Raw genomic sequence first — 23,575 nt, forward strand, 5'->3', positions numbered from 1 at the left:
CGGGGGTTGTGGGCCGGGCCGGGGGGGGGGCACCCCTCCCGCCCCCGGCCCCCCCCCCGGGGGCCCGTCTAGGGTTTGTGGCCCGCCCCCCCCCGGGTGCGGGCCAAAAACCACATGCTCGGCAGCCGGATCGCTGCCGGGTCTCGTCAGACGCGCGACGCCGCCGGGACGTTCGCGACGCCGTCCGGCAGGAAGCGCCGGCCCAGGACCTTCTCGCTGTACCCCGTGCGGTCGAGGTACGGCGTGATGCCGCCGAGGTGGAAGCCCCACCCCGCGCCGAGGATCATGCACAGGTCGATCTGCGAGGGGCTCGAGACCACGCCCTCGTCGAGCATGAGCCCGATCTCCGCCGTGAGCGCCGTGAGCACCGAGTCGAGCACGCCCGCCTCGTCGAGCTCACGCGGGCCGCCCGCCTCGCCCGTGCCGAACACCCGCTGGATCGCCGGGTCGACCGGCTTGGGCAGACCCTTCGGCGCGTCGAGCACGACGGGGATCTGCTCGTCGACGATGCGCTGGAGGCCGGGGGACTCCGGGAAGCGGTCGCCCAGGTCCTCGCGCAGCGACGTGAGGACGTGCAGGCCGACGGCCGGGCCGACGAGGTCGAACAGCGCGAACGGCGGCATCGGCAGGCCGAGCGGCGCGACCGCACGGTCCGCGACCTCGACGGGCGTGCCGTTCTCGACCGCCTCGACGATCTTGCCCATGAGCAGGATGAGCAGGCGGTTGACGACGAAGCCCGGCCGGTCGGCGACGAGCACGGCCGTCTTGCGGAGCTTCTTCGTCATGGCGAACGCCGTCGCGAGGGCGGCGTCGTCGGTCTTCGCCGCCTGGATGATCTCGACGAGCGGCATCTGCGCGACGGGGTTGAAGAAGTGCATCCCGACGACGCGCTCGGGGTGGCGCAGGTCCGCCGCCATCTCCGTGATCGACAGCGCCGACGTGTTGGTGAGCAGCACCGCCTCGGGGGAGACGATCTCCTCGAGCTCCGCGAAGACCTTCTTCTTGAGCGGCAGGATCTCGGTGACCGCCTCGATGACGACGTCGCAGCCCGCGAAGTCGCCGATCTCCGTCGTGCCGTGCACGGAGCCGAGGATGCGCGCGCCCGTGTCGGAGGACATGCGGCCCGTACCGACGAGCTTCTCGACCGTCGAGCGGACGTAGCCGAGGCCCTTGTCGACGCGCTCCTGGTCGAGGTCGCGCATGACGACCGGCACCTGGAGACGCTGGGCGAACAGCAGCGCGATCTGCGCGGCCATGAGACCCGCGCCGACGATCCCGACGCGGGTGACGGGGCGGGCGAGCTTGGCGTCGGGCGCGCCCTGGGGCCGCTTGCCCTTCGACACGAGCTGGAACGCGTAGACGCTCGCGCGCATCTCGTCGCTCATGATGAGGTCCGCGAGGGCCTCGTCCTCGGCGGCGAACGCCTCCTCGCGCGAGGCGGTGCGCGCGGCGGCGACGAGGTCGAGCGCGCGGTACGGGGCGGGGCGCGAGCCGGCGACCACGGCGTCGAGGCGCTGACGCGTCCCGGCGACGACGGCGTCCCACACGGGCTGCGGGTCGAGCTCGCGCCGTTCGACGACGATCTCGCCGCGCAGCACGGCCTCGGCCCAGCGCAGCGAGGACTCGAGGAAGTCGGGCGCCTCGAAGAGCGCGTCGACGAGCCCGATCTCGTACGCCTCCTTCGCCTTGAAGGGCTTGTTCGCGGCGGGCCGGGCGAGGATGACGTCCATCGCCTTCTCGACGCCGAGCAGGCGCGGCACGAGGTACGCGCCGCCCCAGCCGGGGACGAGCCCGAGGCCGACCTCGGGCAGCGCGAGCGCGCCGGCGTCGGACGCGACGGTGCGGTACGTGCAGTTCAGCGCGACCTCGAGGCCGCCGCCGAGCGCGACGCCGTTGACGAACGCGAACGTCGGCACGCCCATGTCCTGCAGCAGCGTGTACGCGGCGTGCCCTGCGCGGCCGAGCGCGAGCGCGTCGTCGCGCACCTGGACGGCCGCGGCCTGCGTGAGGTCCGCGCCCGCGGCGAGGAAGTACGGCTTGCCCGTGATCGCGACGGCGACGATCTCGCCGTCCGCGGCGCGCCGCCGCAGCGTCTCCAGGGCCGCGTGCAGCTCCGCGAGGCCCGCCGGGCCGAGGGTCGTCGGCTTGGTGTGGTCGAGCCCGTTGTCGAGCGTGACGAGGGCGAGCGTGCCCGTGCCGCCGGGGAGGGCGACGTCGCGCACGAGCGAGTGCGTGACGCGCTCGCCGCGCGGGGCGGCGGTCGTCGCGTCCGGGGAGGCGGTGGGCGTCTGGGTGTCGGTCGGTGCGCTCATCGTCAGTTCTCCGCGGTCTCGAAGGTGTGGCCGGAGTAGTCGGCGTGGTGCGGGTTCTCCCAGATGACGGTGCCGCCCATGCCGAGCCCGACGCACATCGTGGTCAGGCCGTAGCGGACCTCGGGGTGCTGCTCGAACTGGCGCGCGAGCTGCGTCATGAGGCGCACGCCCGACGACGCGAGGGGGTGACCCATGGCGATGGCGCCGCCGTACTGGTTGACGCGCTCGTCGTCGTCCGCGATGCCGAAGTGGTCGAGGAACGCGAGCACCTGGACCGCGAACGCCTCGTTGATCTCGAACAGGCCGATGTCGTCGATCGTCAGGCCCGCCGACGCGAGCGCGCGCTCGGTCGCGGGGACCGGGCCGATGCCCATGACCTCGGGGTCGACGCCCGCGTACGCGTACGCGACGAGGCGCATGCGCGCGGGCAGCCCGAGCTCGTGGGCGACGTCGCCCGCGGCGAGCAGGCACGCCGTCGCGCCGTCGGTGAGCGGCGACGCGTTGCCCGCGGTCACCTTGCCGCCGGGGCGGAACGGGGTCTTGAGGTCGCGGATCGCGTCGAGGGTCGTGCCGGGGCGGGGGAGCTCGTCCGCGGTGGCCAGGCCCCAGCCGAGCTCGGTCGACCGGGTCGCGATGGGCACGAGGTCGGGGGCGATGTCGCCGTTCGCGAGGGCCTTGGCGTACTTGGCCTGGCTCGCGACCGCGTACGCGTCGGCGCGCTCCTTGGTGAGGTGCGGGTACCGGTCGTGCAGGTTCTCGGCCGTCGCGCCCATGACGAGCGCGGATGAGTCCACGAGCTTCTCGGCGACGAACCGCGGGTTCGGGTCCGACCCCTCGCCCATGGGGTGGTGGCCCATGTGCTCGACGCCGCCCGCGACCACGACGTCCTGCGCGCCGACGGCGACGTTCGCCGCGGTCGTCGTCACGGCGGTCATCGCGCCCGCGCACATGCGGTCGATCGCGAAGCCCGGCACGGACTTGGGCAGGCCCGCGAGGACGGCGACGCTGCGGCCGAGGGTGAGGCCCTGGTCGCCGGTCTGCGTGGTCGCGGCGAGCGCGAGCTCGTCGATGCGCTCGGCGGGCAGCTCGGGCCGGCGGCGCAGGAGCTCGCGGATCGTCTTCACGGCGAGGTCGTCCGCGCGGGTCTCGGCGTAGATCCCGTCGGGGCGCGCCTTGCCGAACGGGCTGCGCACGCCCTCGACGAAGACGACGTCGCGGACCGGGCGGCGGCGCGCGGCCTGGGTGGGTGCCGGGGTGGGAGAGCCGGCGGGGGTGTCGACGGCGGTGCCTGTCGCGCCGGTGGGGGCCTCGTTGGCCACGGTCATGGCATCTCCATCCGATGCAGATGGTCGGGACGGCGGTGTCCGGAGCGGCACCGCTCGGGTCGTACGTGCGATACACGCTACCGCGAGTATCGGTAAAACACGAGACCGATGCTACGACATCAAGAGACCCGGTATCGCATCGTGCGATACCGGGTCTCTCGACGGGCGGTCGGGCCCGGGGGAACGGTGCGGTCAGCGGCTCCCGCGCAGCTTGCGCACGACCTTCTTCGCGGTCGGCAGACCCTTGTTCCACGCGGAGTACCACATCGAGAACGGCACGTCGACGCTGTGCACGAGCTCGTCGTCGTGCTGCGCGAAGCTGCGCTTGAACTCGCTGATCCCGTCGTTGAGCAGCCCGTTCATGTCGTAGCGCACGAGGCCGGCCTCCTGCGCGAGCGTGATCGCGTGCCACTTCACGGGCGCGTTGGCGCGCAGCTTGCGCCCCGCGTCGTTGATCCCGCCGTACAGCTCGAACGACGTCGTCGCCGACGACACGCACCACACGAAGGACACGGGCGCGCCCTCCGAGAACGCGGCGACGAGCACCGAGTGCTCCCCGAGCTCGCGGTGGATCGCGAGGTAGTACTCGTCGTCGTGCAGCGCGAAGCCCGCGCGCTCCGCGGTCTCGTGGTAGACGTCGAGCACCTGGCGCACCTCGGCCTCGTCCGTCACGCGGCGCACCTCGAGCCCCGTGCGCGCCGCCTTGCGGATGTCGTACCGCGTCGACTTGCCCATCGCCTTCGTCAGCTCGTCCTGCGATCTCGTGAGGTCGAGGATCAGCGTGACCGGGTAGAGGATCGGGTTCGCCGCGGGGCGCGCGTCGGGCAGCGCGAGGTGCGTCCCGACCGGCCAGTCCGGCTCGATCGTGATGCCCACGCCCCCGACGGCCGACTTGCACCACGCCACGACCGCTCGGGTCACCGCGTCGCGCGTCGCGTCGTCGCCCACGCCCGGGCCCGCGCCCCAACCGTCGCCCGCGGGGGCGATCACGGGGCCGCGCGGCACGTGGCACAGCGCCTTGAACTGCGCGGGCAGCGACCGCACGAGCACCTGCGCGAGCCCGCGGACGCGGCCGTCGGCGTCCACCGCCTCCACGCGGTGCGGGGTCCAGGCGCCCGTGGCCTTGACCTCGCCCCAGCCCCAGAGCTGCAGGGGGTGGCCGCCGAGGTCGTTCACCCGCGCGTCCCAGGAGGCGCGGTCGGTCACTGTCCGGATCGTCAGGTTCGCGTCGTGCACGCGGACGACCCTACCCCGCGCCTAGGCCGCCGCGGCGCGCTCGAACGCGTCCGCGAGCGGCTCCGCGACGAGGGACACCTGCCACTCGCGCGCGCCCCGGCCGCGCAGGAACGCGGCGATCCCGGCCGCGTCCGCCGGGTCGGGCGGCGTCCAGCACACGCGTCGCAGCGCGTCGGGCTGGAGCACGTTCTCGACGGGGAGCGCGTACCGCTCCGCGAGGCCCTGCACGACGGCGCGCGCGGCCTCGAGGCGGGCGGCCGCGCCGGGGTCGCGGTCCGGCCAGGCGCGCGGCGGCGGCGGCGCGTCGGTGCGCGGGCCGCGCGTCGACGGCAGCGCGCTCGACGGCAGGGCGAGCGCGGCGTCGATCGCGCGCTGCCAGTACGCCGCGCGCCGCCGCGTGCCCTTGCCCGCGAACGCGGGGAGCTCGACGAGCTGACCCGCCGTGCGGGGCAGCGCCTCCGCCGCGGCGACGATCGCGCGGTCGGGCAGCACGCGGCCCGGCGCGATGTCGCGCGCCCGGGCGGTCGCGTCGCGCGCCTCCCAGAGGCTGCGCACGACCGCGAGCCGGCGCGGGTCGCGCAGGGTGTGCGTCCCCGACGTGCGACGCCACGGCTCGGGCCGGGGCGCGGGTGGGGCCGCGGTCCGCACGGCCTCGAACTCCTGCGCGGCCCACTCCGCCTTGCCGGCCGCGTCGAGCCGCTCCCCGAGGACCTGGCGCAGCGGGACGAGCACCTCGACGTCGAGCGCCGCGTAGCGCAGCCAGTCCTCGGGCAGCGGGCGCGTCGACCAGTCGACGGCGGAGTGCTCCTTGGCGAGGCCGAGACCGAGGACCTCGGCGACCACGGCCGCGAGGCCGACGCGCTCCATCCCGAGCAGGCGCGCGGCGAGCTCGGTGTCGAACACGCTCGCCGGCAGCACGCCGTGCTCGGCGAGGCCCGGGAGGTCCTGGGACGCGGCGTGCAGCACCCACTCCGCGTCGCCGACGGCCTCGCGCAGCGGCGAGAGGTCCGGCAGGGCGACGGGGTCGATCAGCGCCGTGCCGGCGCCCTCGCGGCGCACCTGCACGAGGTACGTGCGCTGGCCGTAGCGGTAGCCCGACGCGCGCTCGGCGTCGGCGGCGACGGGTCCGCTCGCCGCGGCGAACGCCTCGACGACGCGCGCGAGCGCGGCGGGGGTGTCGACGACGGGGCCGACCCCGTCGGACGGCTCCGTCAGAGGGGTGACGACGGTCGGCGCGGGACCCGCCCCGGGTTCCGGGTCGAGCGGGGGAGGTGCGGGTGCTGCGGTCGAGCTCATGGACCCACGGTATTGCGTCGCGACCGGGGCCGGGCACCGAGGGACGTCACGCCGTCGGGCAGGGGCGGCAGACCGGCGGCCGTGCAGAGCAGGTGCGCCCACGCCGCGAGGTGGTCCCCGAGGTCCGCCGGACCGGTGCCGCTCGCGGGCACCGGCGTCCACGACGCGCGCATCTCCAGCTCGACGTCGTTGTGCTTGCCGGCGAGGGCCCCGAAGCTCTGCGACAGCACGCGCGTCACCGTGCCGCCCTCGGCGCGCACGTGCGCGCCCGTCGCGTGCAGCGCGTCCTGGAGCCACGTCCACGCGACCTCGGCGAGCATCTCGTCCGACGCCATCTCGGGCTCGAGCGTCGCGCGCACGAGCGTCACGACGCGGAACGTGCCCTCCCACGCCTCCTGGCCCTCGGGGTCGTGCAGCACGATGAAGCGGCCCGACGCGAGCTCGGGGTCGTCCGAGCGCGCGGCCTCCACCTCGCCCGTGAGCGCGACCGACCACGGCGCGACACGGCGCGGCGCCGGGACCTCGCGCAGCGTGACCTCGGGGCGCAGCCGCCGCGCGCCCAGCGCGTCGAGGACGGCACGGAACTCCGGGGGAGCGTCGGTCCCGTGAGCGGTCATCACACCAGGCACAGTACGAGCGAGGAGGGACGAACCGGACGTCCGGCGCGCGGGCGTCACCGAATCGTGACCGGCGATTCGTGACGATCCCTGCGGGTGACCGGATCGTGGCACCCCGGGAGCGGCCCGGCGCACGAGGACTACGCTGGTCGCGTACCCATCCACCGGTGTGCGACCCGGCCGTGCCCCGCGCCCGGCCCGGACCGGCTCCGCGCCCTCCCGCGCGCGCCGCGCGCACCGGGACCGACCCTCGAGGAGCAGGGAAGCAGATGTCAGCACGCGCACAGATCGGTGTGACCGGACTCGCCGTCATGGGTCGCAACCTGGCCCGCAACTTCGCCCGGCACGGCTACACGGTCGCGGTGCACAACCGCTCGTACGCCAAGACCGAGTCCCTGATCGCCGAGGCGGGCAGCGAGGGCGACTTCGTCCCGTCCGAGTCGATGGCGGACTTCGTCGCCTCGCTCGAGCGCCCGCGCAAGGTCGTCGTCATGGTCAAGGCCGGCGCGGCGACCGACGCCGTCATCGACGAGCTCGTGCCGCTGCTGGAGGAGGGCGACATCGTCGTCGACGCCGGCAACGCGCACTTCCCCGACACGATCCGCCGCGAGAAGGCGCTCGCGGCCAAGGGCCTGCACTTCGTCGGCACCGGCGTCTCGGGCGGCGAGGAGGGCGCGCTCAACGGCCCGTCGATCATGCCCGGCGGCACGCGCGAGTCCTACCAGAGTCTCGGCCCGATCCTCGAGGACATCTCCGCCAAGGTCGACGGCGTGCCGTGCTGCACGTACGTGGGTCCGGACGGCGCGGGCCACTTCGTCAAGATGGTGCACAACGGCATCGAGTACGCCGACATGCAGCTCATCGCCGAGGCGTACGACCTGCTCAAGCAGGGGCTCGGGGCGTCCGCGCAGGAGATCGGCGAGATCTTCGCGCAGTGGAACACGGGCGACCTCGAGTCGTTCCTCATCGAGATCACCGCGGACGTGCTCCAGCACGTGGACGCGGAGACCGGCAAGGCGTTCGTCGACGTCGTGCTCGACCAGGCGGAGCAGAAGGGCACCGGCCGCTGGACGGTGCAGAACGGCCTCGACCTGGGCGTGCCGATCACCGGGATCGCCGAGGCGACGTTCGCCCGCGCGCTGTCCGGCTCCGTCCCGCAGCGCGAGGCGGGCCGCGCGGCGCTGCCCGCCGACGCCGCGGCGTGGGACGTGCAGGACCGCGACGCGTTCGTCGAGGACGTGCGCCTCGCCCTCTACGCGTCCAAGGTCGTCGCGTACTCGCAGGGCTTCGACCAGATCGCGGCGGCGTCCGCGGAGTACGGCTGGGACATCGACCGCGGCGCCATGGCCCGCATCTGGCGCGGCGGCTGCATCATCCGCGCGCGCTTCCTCAACCGCATCACCGAGGCGTACGAGCGCGACGCGCACCTCCCGCTGCTCCTCGCGGACGAGTACTTCACCGGCGCGGTGAGCAACGGCCTCGCCGCGTGGCGCCGCGTCGTGTCGCAGGCGGCCCTCAACGGCGTGCCGACGCCCGCGTTCTCGTCCTCGCTCGCCTACTACGACGGCGTGCGGGCCGAGCGCCTGCCCGCCGCGCTCATCCAGGCGCAGCGCGACTTCTTCGGCGCGCACACCTACCGCCGCGTCGACAAGCCGGGCGTGTTCCACACCGAGTGGTCGGGCGACCGGACCGAGTCCGACGCCTGAGACCTCCCGACGGCGGTCGTCGCGCTCCGGCGCGGCGACCGCCGTCGGCGCGTCCGGGGGAAGGTCCGTGCCGGACGCGGGAGGAGGGGCCGCGTGTGGGCACCCGCGCTGACGCCCCGCGGACGGCCCGCGCGGACGGCCCGCGCGGACGTGGCAGGCTGGTCCGGCACCGGCAGCCCGGAGCAGCCGCGAGACGACAGGAGAACGATGAGCCGCCACCCGCAGGACGCGACCGCGACGAGGATGCTCGCCGACCGGACGGGCACCGACCCGGCCGACTGGTTCCTCGTGTTCAAGGCCCGCTACGGGATGGAGGTCGTCTTCCGCGCGCTCGCCGGGACGCGCGGGCCGGGTGACGTCGTCACGCAGGTGTTCACGTGCTCGACGGCGGTCGACCCGATCCTCGTCGCGGGGCTGCGGCCGGTCTACGCCGAGGTGTCCCCGGCGACCGTCGCGATCGACCCGGACCGCCTCGCGGTGGGCCCGGACACGCGCGCCGTCGTGCTGCAGAACACGTTCGGGATCGTCGACTCCGCGGGCGCGCGGCGGCTGCGCGACGCGGCACGCTCCGTCGGCGCGCTGCTCGTCGAGGACAGCGCGCACTGCGTGACGCGCCTCGCGCGCGACGCCGACGGCTCGCCCGTCGCGGACGTGTCGTTCCACTCGTTCGGCGTGGAGAAGATGCTCCCCACGAGGTTCGGGGGTGCGGTGTGGGTCAGCCCCGCGCTCGACCCCGCGCTGCGGTCGGCGGTCGTCACGGCGCTCGACGCGCTCCCCGTCGTGGGCGCGCGCCTCGACCTCGCGGCGCGCAGCTTCCGCACCCAGGTGCGCGTGCTCAACCGGCTCCCCGGAGCGGCGGCCGGGACGGTGCGCGACGCGCTGACCGCCGTCGGCGCGTACGAGCCCGCGATCGCGCCCGTGGAGAACCGGGGCGGGCTCGCCCACCCGCCGCAGCGTCCGTCGCCGTGGATCACGGACCGCATGGTCGACGCGCTGCGGTCGAGCGGCGACGTCGAGGCGCGTCGTGCGGACACGGTCGCGGAGTACGTGCGCGGGCTGTCCGGCGTCGTCGAGGTCCCGGCCGGGATCGGCGAGCGCGCGCCGCTCGTCCGGTTCCCGTTCTTCGCCCCCGACGCGGCGACCGCCGACCGTCTCGTGCGGGAGCTCACGGCCGCCGGGTTCTACGTCGGCAAGTGGTACCGGCCCGCGCTGTTCCCGGGCCCGGACGACCCGGCCGTGTACGGCTACACGCCGGGCGACCCCGCGCTCGCGACGACGGAGGACCTCGTCGCGCGCGTCGTGAACCTGCCGACGACGGTCGGGGTCGCGACCGCGCGCCGGGTCGTCGAGGCGGTGCGGTCCGCGCTCGGAGCCTGAGGTCGTCGACCCGGCGACCCCGACGTCCGTCCGCAGTCAGGCCGACGGGCGCGAGCGCGCGTACTTCACGTAGTCGAGCGTGTGGCGCAGGTCGACGCGCCACACGCTGAGGCGGCGTCGCAGGCTCATGTCCGGGCGGTAGCGCAGCGTGTGCCACACGCCGTGCCTGCGCGCCTTCTTCACGCGGTGGCGCAGCGAGACCGGGACGAGCGCGCGCACGACGGGGTACGGCACGTTGACCCACAGCCGGCCCTCGGGCGTGATCTGCTCGGGAATCTCGCGCCCGTGCACGAGGTCCTCGACGTAGCAGCGCGCGAGGTTTCCCCCGGCGGCCATCGTGTAGAAGCTCGCGGCGCCCTGGCGCAGGTTGACCTCGAGGATCTTGCTCGTGCCGGTGCGGCGGTCGTACATGACGTCGAGGTTCGCCGCGCCCACGTAGCCGAGGCTGTCGAGCAGGTGCCGGATCGACTCGGTGAGCTTGTCGTCCTTCATCGTCACGACGGCGTTGTAGTTGCCCACGAGCTTCGGGTCGTACTCGCCGAGCACGATCTGGGCGGCCGACAGGAACCGCAGGCGGCCGTGCCGGTCGGAGTACGTGTTGACCACGCGCATGACCGACTCGTCGCCCGCGAGGTACTCCTGCACGACGAGGTCGTCGGTGTACCCGGCGGCGTAGATGCGGCGCGCGACGTCGCGCAGCTCGGCCGCGTCCTGGACGAGGTACACCTTCTTCTTGCCCTCGAACTGCAGGCGCGGGTAGGTGTCCGTGTCCGACGGCTTGAGGATGAGCGGGTAGGGGAACGGCAGGCCCTCGCCGAAGCCCGGGGCGTCGACGTCGGCGGCCGTGGCGATCACCGTCTCCGGGTGCGGCACGCCGAGCTCGGCGCACGTGCGGTAGAAGTCGGTCTTGCTCATGAGCCGCGCGGCGAGGTCCTGGCCCACGAGCGGGATGACGTAGAGGTCCTCGAGCTCGGCGCGGTGCGCGATGACGACGTTCGTGTAGAACTCGATGTTCGCGATGAGCAGCCGCTTGCGGCCCGGGAACTCCGCGGCGAGCTCGCGCAGGACGGCGACGATGCGCTCCGGGTCGTCGAAGTCGCGGTACGTGCGCACGTCGACGATGCGTGAGTCGGCGGTCTCGCGCAGCGGGAACCGGCCCAGGGCCAGCGTGCGGACGCCGTACGCCTCGTGCAACGACCTCGCGATGTTGTACGTGTTGAGGTTGGTCCCGAGGACGACGGGGAGGAAGTCGGCGTTGCCGTAGGTCATCGCGGCGGGTGGTCCGTTCGGTGGTGCGGGCGGCGGGCGTCGCCATCCTACGGGCCGGTCGCGCCGCCGGGACCTGTGGCCGTGGCGGCGCCCCGCCCGGGCCGCCGTAGGATCCACGGGTGACGTCGCGACCGGACCAGGACAGCGCCCAGCCCCTCGTCGGAGTGCTCGGGGGGGTCGGGCCGCTCGCCACGGCCTACTTCCTCCAGCTCCTCGTCGAGCTCACCGAGGCGGAGCGCGACCAGGACCACGTCGACGCCGTCGTGCTCAACCACGCGACGATCCCCGACCGCACGGACTTCATCCTCGGGCGCTCCGACGCGGACCCGGGGCCCGTGCTCGCCCGGGACGCGCAGCGGCTCGAGCGCTTCGGCGCGGACTTCCTCGTCATGCCGTGCAACACCGCGCACTACTTCACGCAGCAGGTGCTCGACGCGATCCGCGTCCCGTTCGTCTCCATCATCGACACGACGGTCGACGCCGCCCGGGAGCGCGTGCCGGGCCTGCGTGCCGTCGGGCTGCTCGCCACGGCGGGGACGGCCGCGTCCGGCGTCTACCAGGACGCGTTCGCGCGCCACGACGTCGACGCGCTCGTGCCGGACGAGGCGGACCAGGCGCTCGTGTCGCAGATCATCTACGCGCAGGTCAAGGCCGGCCGGCCGGTGGACATCGAGACGTTCCGCGCCGTCGCGGGTCGGCTCGTCGACCGCGGCGCCCAGGTCATCGTGCTGGGCTGCACCGAGCTGTCGGTCGTCGCCGTCGACCACGACCTGCTCGCCGACCCGCTCTACCTCGACTCGACCGACCAGCTCGCGCGCGCGACGATCCGCCGCGCGGGGCACCGCGTGCGCGAGCGCTGACCGTCGTCACGGGCGCACCCGACACACCGCCCGACGGGTCAGCCGAGCTCGCTCGTGCCCGAGTACAGGTGCAGCACGGGGACGTGGAGCTCGTCGCGCGCGCGGGACGCCCAGTCGGTGTGGAACGTGTCCTCGACGGCGTGCGGGTACGTGACGACGACGACCTCGCGCACCCCGCCCGCAGCGACGGCGGTGCGCAGCGCGGGCAGCGGGTCGTCGTCGACGACGGCGCCGTCGGCCTCGCGGCCCGCGGCGCGGAGCTCGGCCACGCTGCGCTCGAGCTGCTCGCTCGCCTCCGCCTTGGCCGCCGTCGGGGAGGGCTCGCGGCCCAGGACCTCGTCCCACGCCTGCTTGAGCTCGCCCACGCTGAGGTGGTCGATGATCCCCGAGATGACGTTGCGCTCCGTGTCCGCCGGGACCAGCACCCGGTAGGCGAGCCGCTCGTCCTCGTGCAGGGACAGGATGTGCTGCACGTCGGCCGGGTTCAGCGTGTCTTCGGTCAGGACGAGGATCGTGTCGGTCACGCGGGTCAGCCTATCGGCACGAGCCATCGCGCGACGGTCGTACCGGCGGGCGATCCCGGCCGCGACGTGGGGCTGTGCAGCAGGTGCGCGAGGCGCACGGCGCGGGGCGTCGTGGCAGGGCCCGCGCCGGCGACGATCCGGCCGGGACCGGGCCCGACGAGGCTCGGCGCGGTGGTCACGCACAGCTCGTCGACGAGGTCCGCGGCGAGCAGGTCGCCCAGGAGCGTCGGGCCGCCCTCGGCGAGCACGCGCCCCAGGCCGCGGCGCGCGAGCTCGGCGAGGCCGGCGGCCAGGTCGACGGCGTCGTCCGGCGCTCCCTCCTCCCCGTCCGCGGGGTCGTGCCCGACGACGACCACGCGGTCCGCGGGGACGTCGCCCCGCGCCGTGTCCGCCCCGGCGGGGCCCGTGAGCACGAGCGGGGGACGGTCGCCGCGCGCGAGCACCGGGGGCACGCGCCCGGAGCGCGTCACGACGGCGAGCTCGAGCGGGCGCGGGTGCAGGTGCCCCAGGCCGCGGGGCCGGTCGAGCGCCGTGTACCCCTCGGCGCGGGCCGTCCCCGCGCCGACGAGCACGACGTCGGCGAGCGCGCGCAGGACGCGGAAGACCCGCCAGTCGGCGGCGTCGTTGATCGACCCCGAGCGGTGGTCCGGACCCCAGGCCCCGCCGTCGACGCTCGCGACCATGTTCGCGCGCACGACGCTCGGGCCGCGCTCGGGCGGGCCGTACGCGTAGAGCGCCGCGAGCCGCTCCTCGCGCGCGTCCGGGGGGAGGTGCTCGGGAGCGGGCACGAGCACGTCGAGCGGCGGGAGGTCCGTGCGCCTGGCCGGCTCGCGCGGCGGCTCGGCCGCGCCGCCCGCGGGCGTCGTGGTGGAGGTCACAGCGGCCAGGCTAGCCGCAGGCGTAGGCTGGATCCTCGTGACTTCGCCCGCCACCGGCGGCTCCCCGGCCCCCGCAGCACTCCCCGGCACCGCCCACGCGTCCGCTCTCCCGGACGCGCCGCGCGTGCGCGCCCTCACGGACGTCCGGCCCGCGGTGCCGCCCGCACGGCTCCTCGCCGACCTCGTGCCGCCGCGCCACTTCGCGGACGCCCGCTTCTCGACCTACCGCGCGAACGACGCGTACCCGAGCCAGGCCCGCACCGTCGCCCGGCTCGAGGAGGTCGCGGCCGCCGTCGTGAGGCCCGCGCGCAAGGGGCTGTTCGGCTCGCGGAAGCAGACGCCCCCCGCGGTCTACATGGACGGCGGGTTCGGCGTCGGCAAGACCCACCTGCTCACGTCGCTCGCGCACGCCGTCGGGCTCGACGTCAGCGCGTACGGCACGTTCGTCGAGTACACCAACCTCGTCGGGGCGCTCGGGTTCCGCGCGACGGTCGACGCCCTGGCGACGAAGAAGCTCGTGTGCATCGACGAGTTCGAGCTCGACGACCCGGGCGACACCGTGCTCATGTCCCGCCTCCTGCGCGAGCTCGCGGACCGCGGCGTCGCGCTCGCCGCGACGTCGAACACGCTGCCCGAGGCGCTCGGCGAGGGCCGGTTCGCCGCCGAGGACTTCCTGCGCGAGATCCAGGCGCTCGCGGCGCGCTTCGAGGTGCTGCGCGTCGACGGCGAGGACTACCGGCACCGCGCGGTCGTCACGGACTCCGCGCCGGTCCCCGAGGCGGACGTGCGCGCCGCCGTGGCGGGGCTGCCTGGCGCGACGCTCGACGCGTTCGACGACCTGCTCGCCCACCTGTCGCAGGTCCACCCGAGCCGCTACCGCGCGCTGCTCGACGGCGTCGAGGCCGTCGCCCTCATGGGCGTGCACACGGTGACCGAGCAGTCGGCGGCGCTGCGCCTCGTCGTGCTCGTCGACCGGCTCTACGACCGCGACGTGCCGGTGCTGCTCGCCGGGTCGGCCACGTACACGGGGGAGCGGAGCCTGTTCACCGAGGAGATGCTCCGCGGCGGGTACCGCAAGAAGTACTTCCGTGCGCTCTCGCGGCTCGGCGCGCTCGCCGAGGACGGTCGCGCACTGGCCCGCGCGGCCGGCTGACCCTCCCGGGGTCACTCACGGGGGCGGTCCGCCCGGTAGACGGCGTGCTGCGGCGGGTCGGCGGGGTTGTCCGGCTCGAGGTCGGCGTCCGCGACGCGCCGCAGACCCGCCTTCTCCAGCACGCGCCGCGACGCCGTGTTGCCGACGGGGACCGGCACGACGACGGCGCTCGCGCCCGGGAGCTCGGCCCACGCGCGGCGCACGGCCTCGGCGACGACGCGCGTGCCCAGCCCGTGCCCCGTGCGCGCGGGGTCGCCGAGGAGGTAGTCGAGCGTGACCGCGCCGTCGGGCACGTCGACCCCGGCCGCGACGAGCTCGTCGCGGTACGGCGGGTAGTCCCGCAGGAAGGAGCGCTGCACGAGCCCGACGGCCACGCCGTCGACGAGGACCACGAGGTCCTCTCCCGGCTCCTCGCCCCGCACGGACGCCCCGAAGTCGCGCTCGAGCGCGTCCGGCGTCGTCTCGTGGTGCCACCAGCGCGCGACGTGCGGCTGGGCGAGCCACGCGCCGAGCGTCGGCAGGTCCTCGCGCGCGAGGCGCCGGAACGCGATCTCGGGGTCGCCGGGCGGGCTCACGTCGCCGCGAGGCGCTTCTTCTCGGCCTCGACGTCGAAGTCCGCCGGGGGCCAGCCGAGGTCGAGCCCGCGCAGCGCGTCGAGCAGGAGCTCGCTCACGGCGAGGCGCGCGAACCACTTGCGGTCCGCGGGGATCGCGTACCACGGCGCCGTCTCGGTGCTCGTCCGGTCGAGGACGGCCTGGTACGCCTCCTGGTACGCGGGCCACTTGCGGCGCGAGTCCACGTCGTTCGGGTTGTACTTCCAGAACTTGTCCGGGCGCTCGAGCCGCTCCATGAGCCGTGCGCGCTGCTCCTCGTAGGACACGAGGAGCGCGACCTTGACGATCGTCGTACCGGCCGCGACGACCTCCTCCTCGAAGCGGTTGATCTCGTCGTAGCGCGCCTCCCACACCGCCGGCGGCACGAGCTCGTCCACGCGCGCGACGAGCACGTCCTCGTAGTGCGAGCGGTCGAACACGCCGATGTACCCGGGCCGCGGGAGCGCGTTGCGGATGCGCCACAGGAAGTCGTGCTCGCGCTCCTCGGGCGTCGGGACGCCGAACGAGCGGTGGGCCACGCCCTGCGGGTCCACGAGGCCGACGACGTGCCGGACGATCCCGCCCTTGCCCGCGGTGTCCATGCCCTGCAGGACGAGGAGCACCGAGCGCGAGCCGCCCGAGCGGCCCTCGGCGAAGAGCCTCTCCTGGAGCTCGGACAGCTCGTCCGCGTGCCGCGCGACGAGCGCCTGCCCGGACGCCTTGTCGCCCGCGAACCCCGGGGTCGAGCGCCGGTCGAACGCCGCGAGGTCGAAGCCCGGTCCGACGCGCAGCGCCTGCGTCGGCGCGACCTCCCAGTCCGCGTCGAGCGCGGGGTCCGCGGCGCCCTTCGACGCCTTCCTCGGCTTCGTGGACTTCTTCGTCGTCGACATGGGCGTGAGCGTAGTCACACCCAGGACAGGACGGCGACCGAACGCGCGGGCAGCTCGACCGAGCGCCGCTGGACGCGGGTCGCCGGGTCCCACGCTGCGAGGACGCGCGGCGTGCCGCCCAGGGCGAGCCGCAGCCGGCGCGCCTCGGCGCCGAGGTTCACCGCGACCGCGACCGTGCGCCGGTCGACGACGAACGCCGGGCCGTCGAGCGGGGCCGCGGCGGTGCGCGCCTCCTCCCCGGCGGCGTCGTCGTCGGCGCCGCCCGGGCCGTGCAGGCGCACGACCGACAGGTCGCCCGAGCGCACGTCCGGCCGCGACCGCAGGCCGACGAGCGTGCGGTACCACGCGAGCAGCCGCGCGTGCTCGCCCCGCTCGCGCTCGGACCAGTCGAGCACGCTCGCGTCGCGCGTCGTCGGGTCCTGCGGGTCGGGCACGGGCGAGCCGTCGCCCCACCCGTGGTCGGAGAACTCCGCGGCGCGCCCGCGCCGGACCGCCTCGGCGAGCTCCGGCTCGGCGTGGTCGGTGAAGAACTGCCACGGCGTGGACGCACCCCACTCCTCGCCCATGAAGAGCATCGGCGTGAACGGCGAGACCAGCACGAGCGCCGCGGCCGCGGCCAGGCCGCCGCCGTCGAGCGTGGCCGACGGCCGGTCCCCGTGCGCGCGGTTGCCCACCTGGTCGTGGTTCTGGGAGCTCACGACGAACGCGTGCCCGTCCGTCCCCGCCGGGACGCGGTGCCCCCACGTGCGGCCGCGGAACGTCGAGTACGTGCCGTCGTGCACGAACACGCCCGTGAGGGCCTTGCGCAGCACCGCGACCGACCCGAAGTCGACGTAGTACCCCTGGCGCTCGCCCGTGAGGAGCGCGTGCACGGCGTGGTGGACGTCGTCCGCCCACTGCGCGTGCATCCCGCGCCCGCCCTGCTCGACGCCGGTCACCGTCGCCGGGTCGTTCTCGTCCGACTCGGCGACGAGCGTCAGCGGGCGTCCGAGCGCCTCCTCGACGCGCTCGACGCGGCGCGCGAGCTCGGCCAGCAGGTGCGTGGGCGACTCGTCGACGAGCGCGTGGACCGCGTCGAGGCGCAGCGCGTCCACGTGGAACTCGACGAACCACCGCTCGGCGTTGTCGATCACCCACTCGCGCACCTCGCGGCTGCTCGGGCGGTCGAGGTTCACCGCAGCGCCCCACGGGGTCGTGTGCGCGTCCGTGAAGTACGGGCCGAACTCCGGGAGGTAGTTGCCCGACGGCCCGAGGTGGTTGTAGACGACGTCGAGCACGACGGCGAGCCCGCGCGCGTGCGCCGCGTCGACGAACCGCTGCAGCGCGCGCGGCCCGCCGTACGGGTCGTGCACCGCGTACAGGTGCACGCCGTCGTAGCCCCAGCCCCGCTCACCGCCGAACGCGGCGACGGGCAGGAGCTCGACCGCGCCGACGCCCAGGTCCACGAGGTGGTCGAGCCGGTCGATCGCGGCGTCGAGCGTGCCCTGCGGCGTGAACGTCCCGACGTGGAGCTCGTAGACCACCTCGCCGCGCACGTCGCGGCCCGGCCACGCGTCGTCGGTCCACGCGAACGCGGGGTCGAACGTGCGGCTCGGCCCGTGCACGCCGTACGGCTGCCACGGGCTGCGCGGGTCCGGCCGGCCGGGCCCGCCGTCGACCGCGAACCCGTAGTCCGTGCCCCACGGCAGCTCGTGGTCGTAGCCCCACCAGCCCGGGACGTGCGCGCCCACGAGGCGCAGCGGCAGGCGTCGCGCGCCCTCGAACGTGCCCGTGCCCGGCTCGGGCAGGAGCAGGTCGACGCTGCGCGCGGTCGGTGCCCACACCACGGGCCGCGGGCCGGGCACCGCGAGCATCGGCGTCGCGCGCGGCGCGGGCACGGAGGACGGCGGGACGGGCGGGTCGGCGGTCACGACGCGCCCCCGGCGTCCTCGTGCCCGGCCGGCGCGCCCGCGGTCGCGGCGCTCGCGGCGGACGGCTCGACGAGCAGCGCGACCGGCAGGTCGGCGAGCAGGTCGGCGACGCGCACCGTGCCCGGTGCGTGCTCGCGGCCGGTGAGCACGTCGACCCACGCGCCCGCGCCCTCGGGCAGCGTCACCACGTGGTCGCGCCAGCCGCCGAGGCGGTCGACCGTCCCGGCGAGGCGCGTCGCGACCGTCACGACGCGCGCGACGCCCGTCCCGTCGCCGCCCGCGCCGTCGTCACCCGCGTCGTCGCCCGGGGTCGTGCGCGCGAACGCGAGGGCGCACGGCGTCGAGGTCGCGACCGGCGCGTAGCCCGCGCCCTCGCCGACGAACGCGGCCGCGAGGGCGCGGCGCACGCGCAGGGCGCGCGCCGTGACGAGCAGCTTCTCGTCGGCGAGCGTGCGCGCGGGGGAGCCGGCGTCGAGCCGCGCGAGCCGTGCCCCGAGGGCGACCGTGTCCACGGGCCGCCGGTTGTCGGGGTCCACGAGCGTCGGCGCGTACGACTCGGCGCCCTGGTAGACGTCGGCCACGCCCGGCGCGGTGAGCCTCGCCAGGGTGAGGCCGAGGCTCGCCGCGCGCAGGTGCTCGCGGTGCTTGTGCGCCCAGCGGGCGAACGCCCCCGTCACCACCGGGTCGGCGAGCGCGCGGCGCGCGAGGTCGGCCACGGCCTCCTCGTACGCCTCGTCCGGGCTCGTCCACGACGTGGCGACCTTCGCCTCGCGCAGCGCCTTGCGCAGGTAGTCGACGAGGCGGTCGGGCGCGATCGCGGTGTCGGTCGCCCCCGCGGCGCCCTCCGCCGCGGCGCCCGCGTCCGGGAGCCACGTCCCGGCGACGGTCTGCCACAGCAGGTTCTCCGCGAGGCCGTCGACGAGCACCCCGCGGTAGGGCGCGGTCGCCGCGCGGACCTCGTCGACGAGCCGCGACCACCCGGCGGCGTCCTCGGACAGCACGCCGAGGGCCGCGCGCGTGTCCTCGCCGCGCTTGGTGTCGTGCGTCGAGCCCGCCGTGAGCGCGTGCGGCGTGAGCGCCGCGAACCGCTGCGCGAACGCGTGCCAGTCGTGCACGCCGAGGCTGAACCGGTCCGGCTCGCCCCCGACCTCGCACAGGCTGACGAGCTCGGTCCACCGGTAGAACGCGGTGTCCTCGACGCCCTTCGCCGTCACCGCGCCGCACACCTGCTGGAACCGCACGACGAGCTCGTCGCGGCGTGCCTCGCGTCGCCGGCCCGCGCTGCCGGCCTCCCGGCCCAGCACGAGGTCCACGACGACGTCCAGCGTCTCCGCGCGCTGCGGGTCGAGCCGGGCGCGCGCCCGGTCGGCCGCCTCCTCGACCGCCCGGACCGCCTCGTGCCGCGGCGGCGTGCCCGGCACCACGTACGCGCGGTACCGGTCGAACGCGACGAGCAGCTCGCGCAGGCACTGGTGAAGGCCGCGCCACGTGTGGTCGCGCAAGCGGGGGTCGTCGTGGCAGACGGCGGCCGCGAGGTCCGTGAGGCGGTGCACCTCCGCGTAGAGCGGCCCGGTGACGACCTCGCGCTTCGCCTGCTCGACGACCGCGCCGAGCCCCCCGGGCGCGGCGCCCGTGAGGCGCGTCATCACCGCGTCCAGACCGGCCCGGCCGCCCGGGTCGACGAAGAGCTGCTGCAGGCGCCACGCGACGTCGTAGCCCGTCGTCCCGACGGTCGCCCAGTCCGGCGGCACCTGCTCCTCGCCCGCGAGGATCTTCTCGACGACGACCCACGCCCCGTCGGTGCGGTCCGCGAGCCGCTGGAGGTACTGCCCCGGGTCCGCGAGCCCGTCCGGGTGGTCGATGCGCAGCCCGTCGACCGTCCCGTCGGCGACGAGGTCGAGCACGAGCGCGTGCGTCGCGTCGAACACCTCCTCGTCCTCGACCCGGACCGCGACGAGCGACCCGACGTCGAAGAAGCGGCGGTAGTTGAGCTCCTCGTCGCCCACGCGCCAGTACGCGAGCCGGTAGTGCTGGCGCTCGACGAGCTCCGCGAGCGGCAGGTCCTCCGTCCGGCGCGCACGGGGAAGACGTGGTCGTAGTAGCGCAGCACGCGCCGGGGGCCGGGCGTGCCCGGGACCTCGACCTCGTCGAGCGCGATCTCGCCCGCGGCGAGGACGTCGCCCAGGCGCGCGCCGAGCACCGGCATGAGGACGGCGCCCTCGCCCGCCGACCAGTCGACGTCGAACCACCGGGCGTACGGCGAGTCCGGTCCCTCCTCGAGCACGGACCACAGCGCGCGGTTGTGCCACGCGGGCGTCGGGACGGCCATGTGGTTCGGCACGACGTCGAGCACCATGCCGAGGCCGGCGGCGCGCGCCGCGGCCGACAGGCGCTCGAGCCCGTCGCGCCCGCCGAGCTCGGCGCTCACGCGCGCGTGGTCGACGACGTCGTACCCGTGCGTCGACCCGGGCGCCGCCTGGAGCACGGGGGACAGGTAGAGGTGCGTGACGCCGAGCGACGCGAGGTAGGGCACCTGGCGCGCGGCGTCGTCGAACGTGAGGTCGGGGCCGAGCTGGAGCCGGTACGTGGACACGGGGACGCGGGGCGGCGCGCCGTGCGCGCCGGGGGTGGCGGCCGTCATCGCAGCGGCGGCCGGGTCAGAACGATGACGCTGCGACCCGTCACGGGCACCGTGTCCCCGGGGTGCAGCGAGTCGCCCGCGTCGACCGTGCCGTCCGTGTCGAGCACGACGTCCCAGCTCTCGCCGTACGCCGCCGGCGGCACGGTGAACTCGAGCTCGTCGGAGTGCGCGTTGAGCAGGAGCAGGAACGAGTCGTCGACCACGGGCTCGCCGCGCCGGTCGTGCTCGGGGATCGCGTCGCCGTTGAGGAAGACCATGACGCTGCGCGCGTAGGACTGGTCCCAGTCCTCCTGGTTCATGCGCGACCCCGTGATGTCGAGCCACTCGATGTCCGGCAGGTCGTCGGGCGACGCGGGCGCCTCGACGCTCGCTCCCTCGCCGCGCCCGACGAAGAACCGGCGGCGGTGCAGCACGGGGTGGTCGCGCCGCAGCCACACGACGTGGCGCGCGAAGTCGAGGAGCGCGGCCCGCTCGTCGTCGAGGCCGTCCTCGCCGCCCCAGTCCATCCACGTGATCGGGTTGTCCTGGCAGTACCCGTTGTTGTTGCCGCCCTGCGTGCGCGCGATCTCGTCGCCGTGCGCGAGCATCGGCACGCCCTGGGAGAGCAGCAGCGTCGCGAGGATGTTGCGCCGCTGGCGCGCGCGCAGCGCCCGCACCTCCGGGTCGTCGGTAGGGCCCTCGACGCCGCAGTTCCACGACCGGTTGTGGCTCTCGCCGTCGTTGTTGTCCTCGCCGTTGGCCTCGTTGTGCTTCTCGTCGTAGGACACGAGGTCGTTGAGCGTGAAGCCGTCGTGCGCCGTGACGAAGTTGATCGACGCGATGGGCTTGCGGCCGCTGTGCTCGTAGAGGTCGGACGACCCGGTGAGCCGGCTCGCGAGCTCGGGCAGCGTCGACGGCTCGCCGCGCCAGAAGTCGCGCACCGTGTCGCGGTAGCGCCCGTTCCACTCGGTCCACAGCGGCGGGAAGCCGCCCACCTGGTAGCCGCCGTCGCCGAGGTCCCACGGCTCCGCGATGAGCTTGACCTGGGAGATCACCGGGTCCTGCTGCACGATGTCGAAGAACGCCGACAGGCGGTCCACCTCGTGGAACTGGCGGGCCAGCGTCGCCGCGAGGTCGAAGCGGAACCCGTCCACGTGCATCTCGGTCACCCAGTACCGCAGCGAGTCCATGATGAGCTGGAGCACGTGCGGCGAGCGCATGAGCAGCGAGTTGCCCGTGCCCGTCGTGTCGAAGTAGTGCGCCTCGTCGCCGTCCACGAGCCGGTAGTACGCCTTGTTGTCGATCCCGCGGAAGCTCAGCGTCGGCCCGAGGTGGTTGCCCTCGGCCGTGTGGTTGTAGACGACGTCGAGGATGACCTCGATGCCGGCCTCGTGCAGGGCCTTGACCATGGTCTTGAACTCCATGACCTGCTGGCCGCGCGTCCCGTACGCCGCGTACCCGTTGTGCGGCGCGAAGAAGCCGATCGTGTTGTAGCCCCAGTAGTTCGACAGCCCGCGCTCCACGAGCGTCGGGTCGTTGACGAACTGGTGCACCGGCATGAGCTCGACCGCCGTGACGCCGAGCGTCACGAGGTGCTCGATCACGGCCGGGTGCGCCATCCCCGCGTAGGTGCCGCGCAGCTCCTCGGGCACGTCCGGGTGGAGCATCGTCATGCCCTTGACGTGCGCCTCGTAGATGACGCTGTCGTGGTAGTCCCGGTTCGGCGGGCGGTCGTGGCCCCAGTCGAAGTAGGGGTTGATGACGACCGACATCATCGTGTGGCCCGCGGAGTCGTCGTCGTTGCGCGGGGGAGCGGGGGAGTCGCCGTCGTCGCCCTCGCCCGCGTCGTCGTCCGCGGTGACCTCGCCGCCGTCGCCGAAGCGGTAGGAGAACAGCGACTCGTCGCCGTCGATCTGTCCCTCGATCGCCTTCGCGTACGGGTCCAGGAGCAGCTTCGCCGGGTTGCAGCGGTGGCCGTTCGCGGGGTCGTACGGCCCGTGCACGCGGTAGCCGTAGCGCGTGCCGGGGCCCTTGCCGGGCAGGTAGACGTGCCAGACGTGCGCGTCGACCTCCTCGACGTCGACGCGGGTCTCGGTGCCGTCGTCGTCGAAGAGGCAGAGCTCGACGCGCTCGGCGACCTCGGAGAAGAGGGCGAAGTTGGTCCCCGAGCCGTCGTACGTGGCGCCGAGCGGGTAGGGGTGGCCTGGCCAGGTCTGCATGTCCCCGAGGATTTCACGGGGCCCCGGTCCGTGTCGTCGCAGGACGCCTTCCGTGGCGAAACTCCGTTTCCGGATGACGTCGCAGAAAAAGTGTGCCAAGCGCTCATGATGGCGCGGCCCGCGCCCGGCTCGTCGTCTCACCCCCGGAGCCCGGAGGTGGACGGCCGTGCAGGTGGTCGTGGGACCTGGTAGACCTCGTCCCATGAGCACCCACGCACACCACCGTGACGACCTCAACGAGTCCGACGTCGCCTCCGCGCGCCTGTCCCCGCGTCGCGAGGACGAGGCCGAGGGGACCGGGGACGTGCTCACCGGGGGCGACGCGACGAAGGCGCCGCAGTCCCTCTCGGAGAACGAGCGCCGGCCGATCGACGGCGCGTCGTCGGGCACGTCCTGGGACGACCCGGACGAGCTCTAGAAGGTCAGTCGACCCGCGGCAGCCGGTCGGCGTCGACCGGGATGAGACGCGGCATCCCGGCCGGCGCGACCGCGCTGAGCGCGAGGTAGCGCGCCTCGGCGCGGTGCAGGCGGATGTGCTCGTCGACCGTCCAGTCCGGCCCGTTCGTGAGCGCCATGCCGCACGAGCAGTCGATGGTCACGTGCCCGGCCGCGTCCTCGCGTACCTGACCGATCGTCACGTGCGCGGACCGCGCGTCGGCCTTCGCCCGGCGCATGCTCGCGCTGACCGGCTCGGGGCGCGGGGCCTCGGGGGCGGGGGACGGTGCGGGTGCGGCGTTCACGGGTCCCGAGCCTAGACGCCGTCGCCGGGCCGGGGCACACCCGGCGGTGC

General features: G+C 74.8%; 19 protein-coding genes and 1 pseudogene. 5 read left to right on the top strand and 15 right to left on the bottom strand.

Going from position 1 to position 23,575, the window contains the following annotated elements; all coding sequences use genetic code 11:
- Positions 1-146: 146 nt before the first annotated feature.
- The 5 genes from GYH36_RS11535 to GYH36_RS11555 form a co-directional block, all read right to left on the bottom strand.
- On the bottom strand, positions 147-2,312 hold the full coding sequence (locus GYH36_RS11535; RefSeq protein WP_162289911.1) for a 3-hydroxyacyl-CoA dehydrogenase NAD-binding domain-containing protein: 2,166 nt from the start codon (positions 2,310-2,312) through the stop codon (positions 147-149).
- Between the two features lie 2 nt (positions 2,313-2,314).
- Positions 2,315-3,637, bottom strand: coding sequence for a thiolase family protein (locus tag GYH36_RS11540; RefSeq protein ID WP_162289912.1), 1,323 nt, complete (start codon positions 3,635-3,637; stop codon positions 2,315-2,317).
- Positions 3,638-3,829: 192 nt separating this feature from the next.
- A complete protein-coding gene (locus GYH36_RS11545; RefSeq protein ID WP_312028604.1) occupies positions 3,830-4,873 on the bottom strand; it encodes a lipid II:glycine glycyltransferase FemX in 1,044 nt (347 codons plus the stop codon).
- Positions 4,874-4,894: 21 nt separating this feature from the next.
- Positions 4,895-6,169, bottom strand: coding sequence for an HRDC domain-containing protein (locus GYH36_RS11550; protein ID WP_024839544.1), 1,275 nt, complete (start codon positions 6,167-6,169; stop codon positions 4,895-4,897).
- A complete protein-coding gene (locus GYH36_RS11555) occupies positions 6,166-6,786 on the bottom strand; it encodes a DUF3000 domain-containing protein (RefSeq protein WP_024839545.1) in 621 nt (206 codons plus the stop codon). Before GYH36_RS11555 ends, GYH36_RS11550 begins: the two co-directional genes overlap by 4 nt.
- A gap of 269 nt (positions 6,787-7,055) precedes the next feature.
- On the opposite strand from GYH36_RS11555, the gene gnd reads away from it, so the two are divergent.
- Together gnd and GYH36_RS11565 are read left to right on the top strand one after the other, a co-directional pair.
- Positions 7,056-8,492, top strand: a complete 1,437-nt coding sequence (gnd, locus tag GYH36_RS11560; protein ID WP_024839546.1) for an NADP-dependent phosphogluconate dehydrogenase — start codon at positions 7,056-7,058, stop codon at positions 8,490-8,492.
- A 207-nt stretch (positions 8,493-8,699) separates the two neighbouring features.
- On the top strand, positions 8,700-9,869 hold the full coding sequence (locus tag GYH36_RS11565) for a DegT/DnrJ/EryC1/StrS family aminotransferase (RefSeq protein ID WP_155099723.1): 1,170 nt from the start codon (positions 8,700-8,702) through the stop codon (positions 9,867-9,869).
- A 36-nt stretch (positions 9,870-9,905) separates the two neighbouring features.
- Here the strand turns inward: GYH36_RS11565 and GYH36_RS11570 are convergent, their stop codons facing one another.
- On the bottom strand, positions 9,906-11,138 hold the full coding sequence (locus GYH36_RS11570) for a carboxylate--amine ligase (protein ID WP_162289913.1): 1,233 nt from the start codon (positions 11,136-11,138) through the stop codon (positions 9,906-9,908).
- 119 nt (positions 11,139-11,257) lie between these two features.
- On the opposite strand from GYH36_RS11570, the gene cuyB reads away from it, so the two are divergent.
- Positions 11,258-11,998 carry a cysteate racemase gene (gene cuyB / locus GYH36_RS11575; protein ID WP_162289914.1) on the top strand — a complete coding sequence of 247 codons (741 nt, stop codon included), beginning with the start codon at positions 11,258-11,260 and terminating at the stop codon, positions 11,996-11,998.
- A gap of 38 nt (positions 11,999-12,036) precedes the next feature.
- Here the strand turns inward: cuyB and GYH36_RS11580 are convergent, their stop codons facing one another.
- Complete coding sequence (locus GYH36_RS11580; protein ID WP_115942472.1) at positions 12,037-12,522, bottom strand: hypothetical protein; 486 nt, start codon at positions 12,520-12,522, stop codon at positions 12,037-12,039.
- A 5-nt stretch (positions 12,523-12,527) separates the two neighbouring features.
- Positions 12,528-13,400 (bottom strand): dihydrofolate reductase family protein, encoded by an 873-nt coding sequence (locus GYH36_RS11585; RefSeq protein ID WP_312028605.1) that lies wholly within the window; start codon positions 13,398-13,400, stop codon positions 12,528-12,530.
- A 37-nt stretch (positions 13,401-13,437) separates the two neighbouring features.
- On the opposite strand from GYH36_RS11585, the gene zapE reads away from it, so the two are divergent.
- A complete protein-coding gene (gene zapE, locus GYH36_RS11590; RefSeq protein WP_376739823.1) occupies positions 13,438-14,553 on the top strand; it encodes a cell division protein ZapE in 1,116 nt (371 codons plus the stop codon).
- Positions 14,554-14,564: 11 nt separating this feature from the next.
- On the opposite strand, the gene GYH36_RS11595 is transcribed toward zapE, so the two are convergent.
- The 6 genes and pseudogenes from GYH36_RS11595 to glgX all read right to left on the bottom strand — a co-directional run bounded on the left by GYH36_RS11595 (position 14,565) and on the right by glgX (position 22,785).
- A complete protein-coding gene (locus GYH36_RS11595) occupies positions 14,565-15,128 on the bottom strand; it encodes a GNAT family N-acetyltransferase (protein WP_034603489.1) in 564 nt (187 codons plus the stop codon).
- Positions 15,125-16,036 carry a polyphosphate kinase 2 family protein gene (locus GYH36_RS11600; RefSeq protein ID WP_024839554.1) on the bottom strand — a complete coding sequence of 304 codons (912 nt, stop codon included), beginning with the start codon at positions 16,034-16,036 and terminating at the stop codon, positions 15,125-15,127. The genes GYH36_RS11595 and GYH36_RS11600 overlap by 4 nt, the downstream gene beginning before the upstream one ends.
- A 14-nt stretch (positions 16,037-16,050) precedes the next feature.
- Positions 16,051-17,889, bottom strand: a complete 1,839-nt coding sequence (gene treZ, locus GYH36_RS11605; RefSeq protein WP_162289923.1) for a malto-oligosyltrehalose trehalohydrolase — start codon at positions 17,887-17,889, stop codon at positions 16,051-16,053.
- Positions 17,890-17,942: 53 nt separating this feature from the next.
- On the bottom strand, positions 17,943-19,952 hold the full coding sequence (gene treY, locus GYH36_RS11610; protein ID WP_312028606.1) for a malto-oligosyltrehalose synthase: 2,010 nt from the start codon (positions 19,950-19,952) through the stop codon (positions 17,943-17,945).
- 296 nt (positions 19,953-20,248) lie between these two features.
- Positions 20,249-20,587: pseudogene (locus tag GYH36_RS20340) on the bottom strand (alpha-amylase family glycosyl hydrolase); the annotation flags it as partial.
- Entirely contained in the window at positions 20,584-22,785 is a 2,202-nt protein-coding gene (glgX, locus tag GYH36_RS11615; RefSeq protein ID WP_162289915.1) for a glycogen debranching protein GlgX, read from the bottom strand. The pseudogene GYH36_RS20340 and the gene glgX, both read right to left, overlap by 4 nt.
- 202 nt (positions 22,786-22,987) lie before the next feature.
- Between glgX and GYH36_RS11620 the strand changes: the two genes are divergently transcribed.
- Complete coding sequence (locus GYH36_RS11620) at positions 22,988-23,203, top strand: hypothetical protein (RefSeq protein WP_024839558.1); 216 nt, start codon at positions 22,988-22,990, stop codon at positions 23,201-23,203.
- 4 nt (positions 23,204-23,207) lie between these two features.
- On the opposite strand, the gene GYH36_RS11625 is transcribed toward GYH36_RS11620, so the two are convergent.
- Complete coding sequence (locus tag GYH36_RS11625) at positions 23,208-23,525, bottom strand: hypothetical protein (RefSeq protein WP_024839559.1); 318 nt, start codon at positions 23,523-23,525, stop codon at positions 23,208-23,210.
- Between the last annotated feature and the right edge of the window lie 50 nt (positions 23,526-23,575).

This window comes from Cellulosimicrobium composti (assembly GCF_010287905.1).
GTDB classification, from domain to species: Bacteria; Actinomycetota; Actinomycetes; order Actinomycetales; family Cellulomonadaceae; genus Cellulosimicrobium; species Cellulosimicrobium composti.

What these genes read in the sequence shown, in the direction of transcription:
- GYH36_RS11535 (WP_162289911.1), bottom strand. Translation starts at nt 2,312, where the DNA reads ATGAGCGCACCGACCGACACCCAGACGCCCACCGCCTCCCCGGACGCG.
- GYH36_RS11540 (WP_162289912.1), bottom strand. Translation starts at nt 3,637, where the DNA reads ATGACCGTGGCCAACGAGGCCCCCACCGGCGCGACAGGCACCGCCGTC.
- GYH36_RS11550 (WP_024839544.1), bottom strand. Translation starts at nt 6,169, where the DNA reads ATGAGCTCGACCGCAGCACCCGCACCTCCCCCGCTCGACCCGGAACCC.
- GYH36_RS11555 (WP_024839545.1), bottom strand. Translation starts at nt 6,786, where the DNA reads ATGACCGCTCACGGGACCGACGCTCCCCCGGAGTTCCGTGCCGTCCTC.
- gnd (WP_024839546.1), top strand. Translation starts at nt 7,056, where the DNA reads ATGTCAGCACGCGCACAGATCGGTGTGACCGGACTCGCCGTCATGGGT.
- GYH36_RS11565 (WP_155099723.1), top strand. Translation starts at nt 8,700, where the DNA reads ATGAGCCGCCACCCGCAGGACGCGACCGCGACGAGGATGCTCGCCGAC.
- GYH36_RS11570 (WP_162289913.1), bottom strand. Translation starts at nt 11,138, where the DNA reads ATGACCTACGGCAACGCCGACTTCCTCCCCGTCGTCCTCGGGACCAAC.
- GYH36_RS11600 (WP_024839554.1), bottom strand. Translation starts at nt 16,036, where the DNA reads ATGTCGACGACGAAGAAGTCCACGAAGCCGAGGAAGGCGTCGAAGGGC.
- treZ (WP_162289923.1), bottom strand. Translation starts at nt 17,889, where the DNA reads ATGCTCGCGGTGCCCGGCCCGCGGCCCGTGGTGTGGGCACCGACCGCG.
- glgX (WP_162289915.1), bottom strand. Translation starts at nt 22,785, where the DNA reads ATGCAGACCTGGCCAGGCCACCCCTACCCGCTCGGCGCCACGTACGAC.
- GYH36_RS11620 (WP_024839558.1), top strand. Translation starts at nt 22,988, where the DNA reads ATGAGCACCCACGCACACCACCGTGACGACCTCAACGAGTCCGACGTC.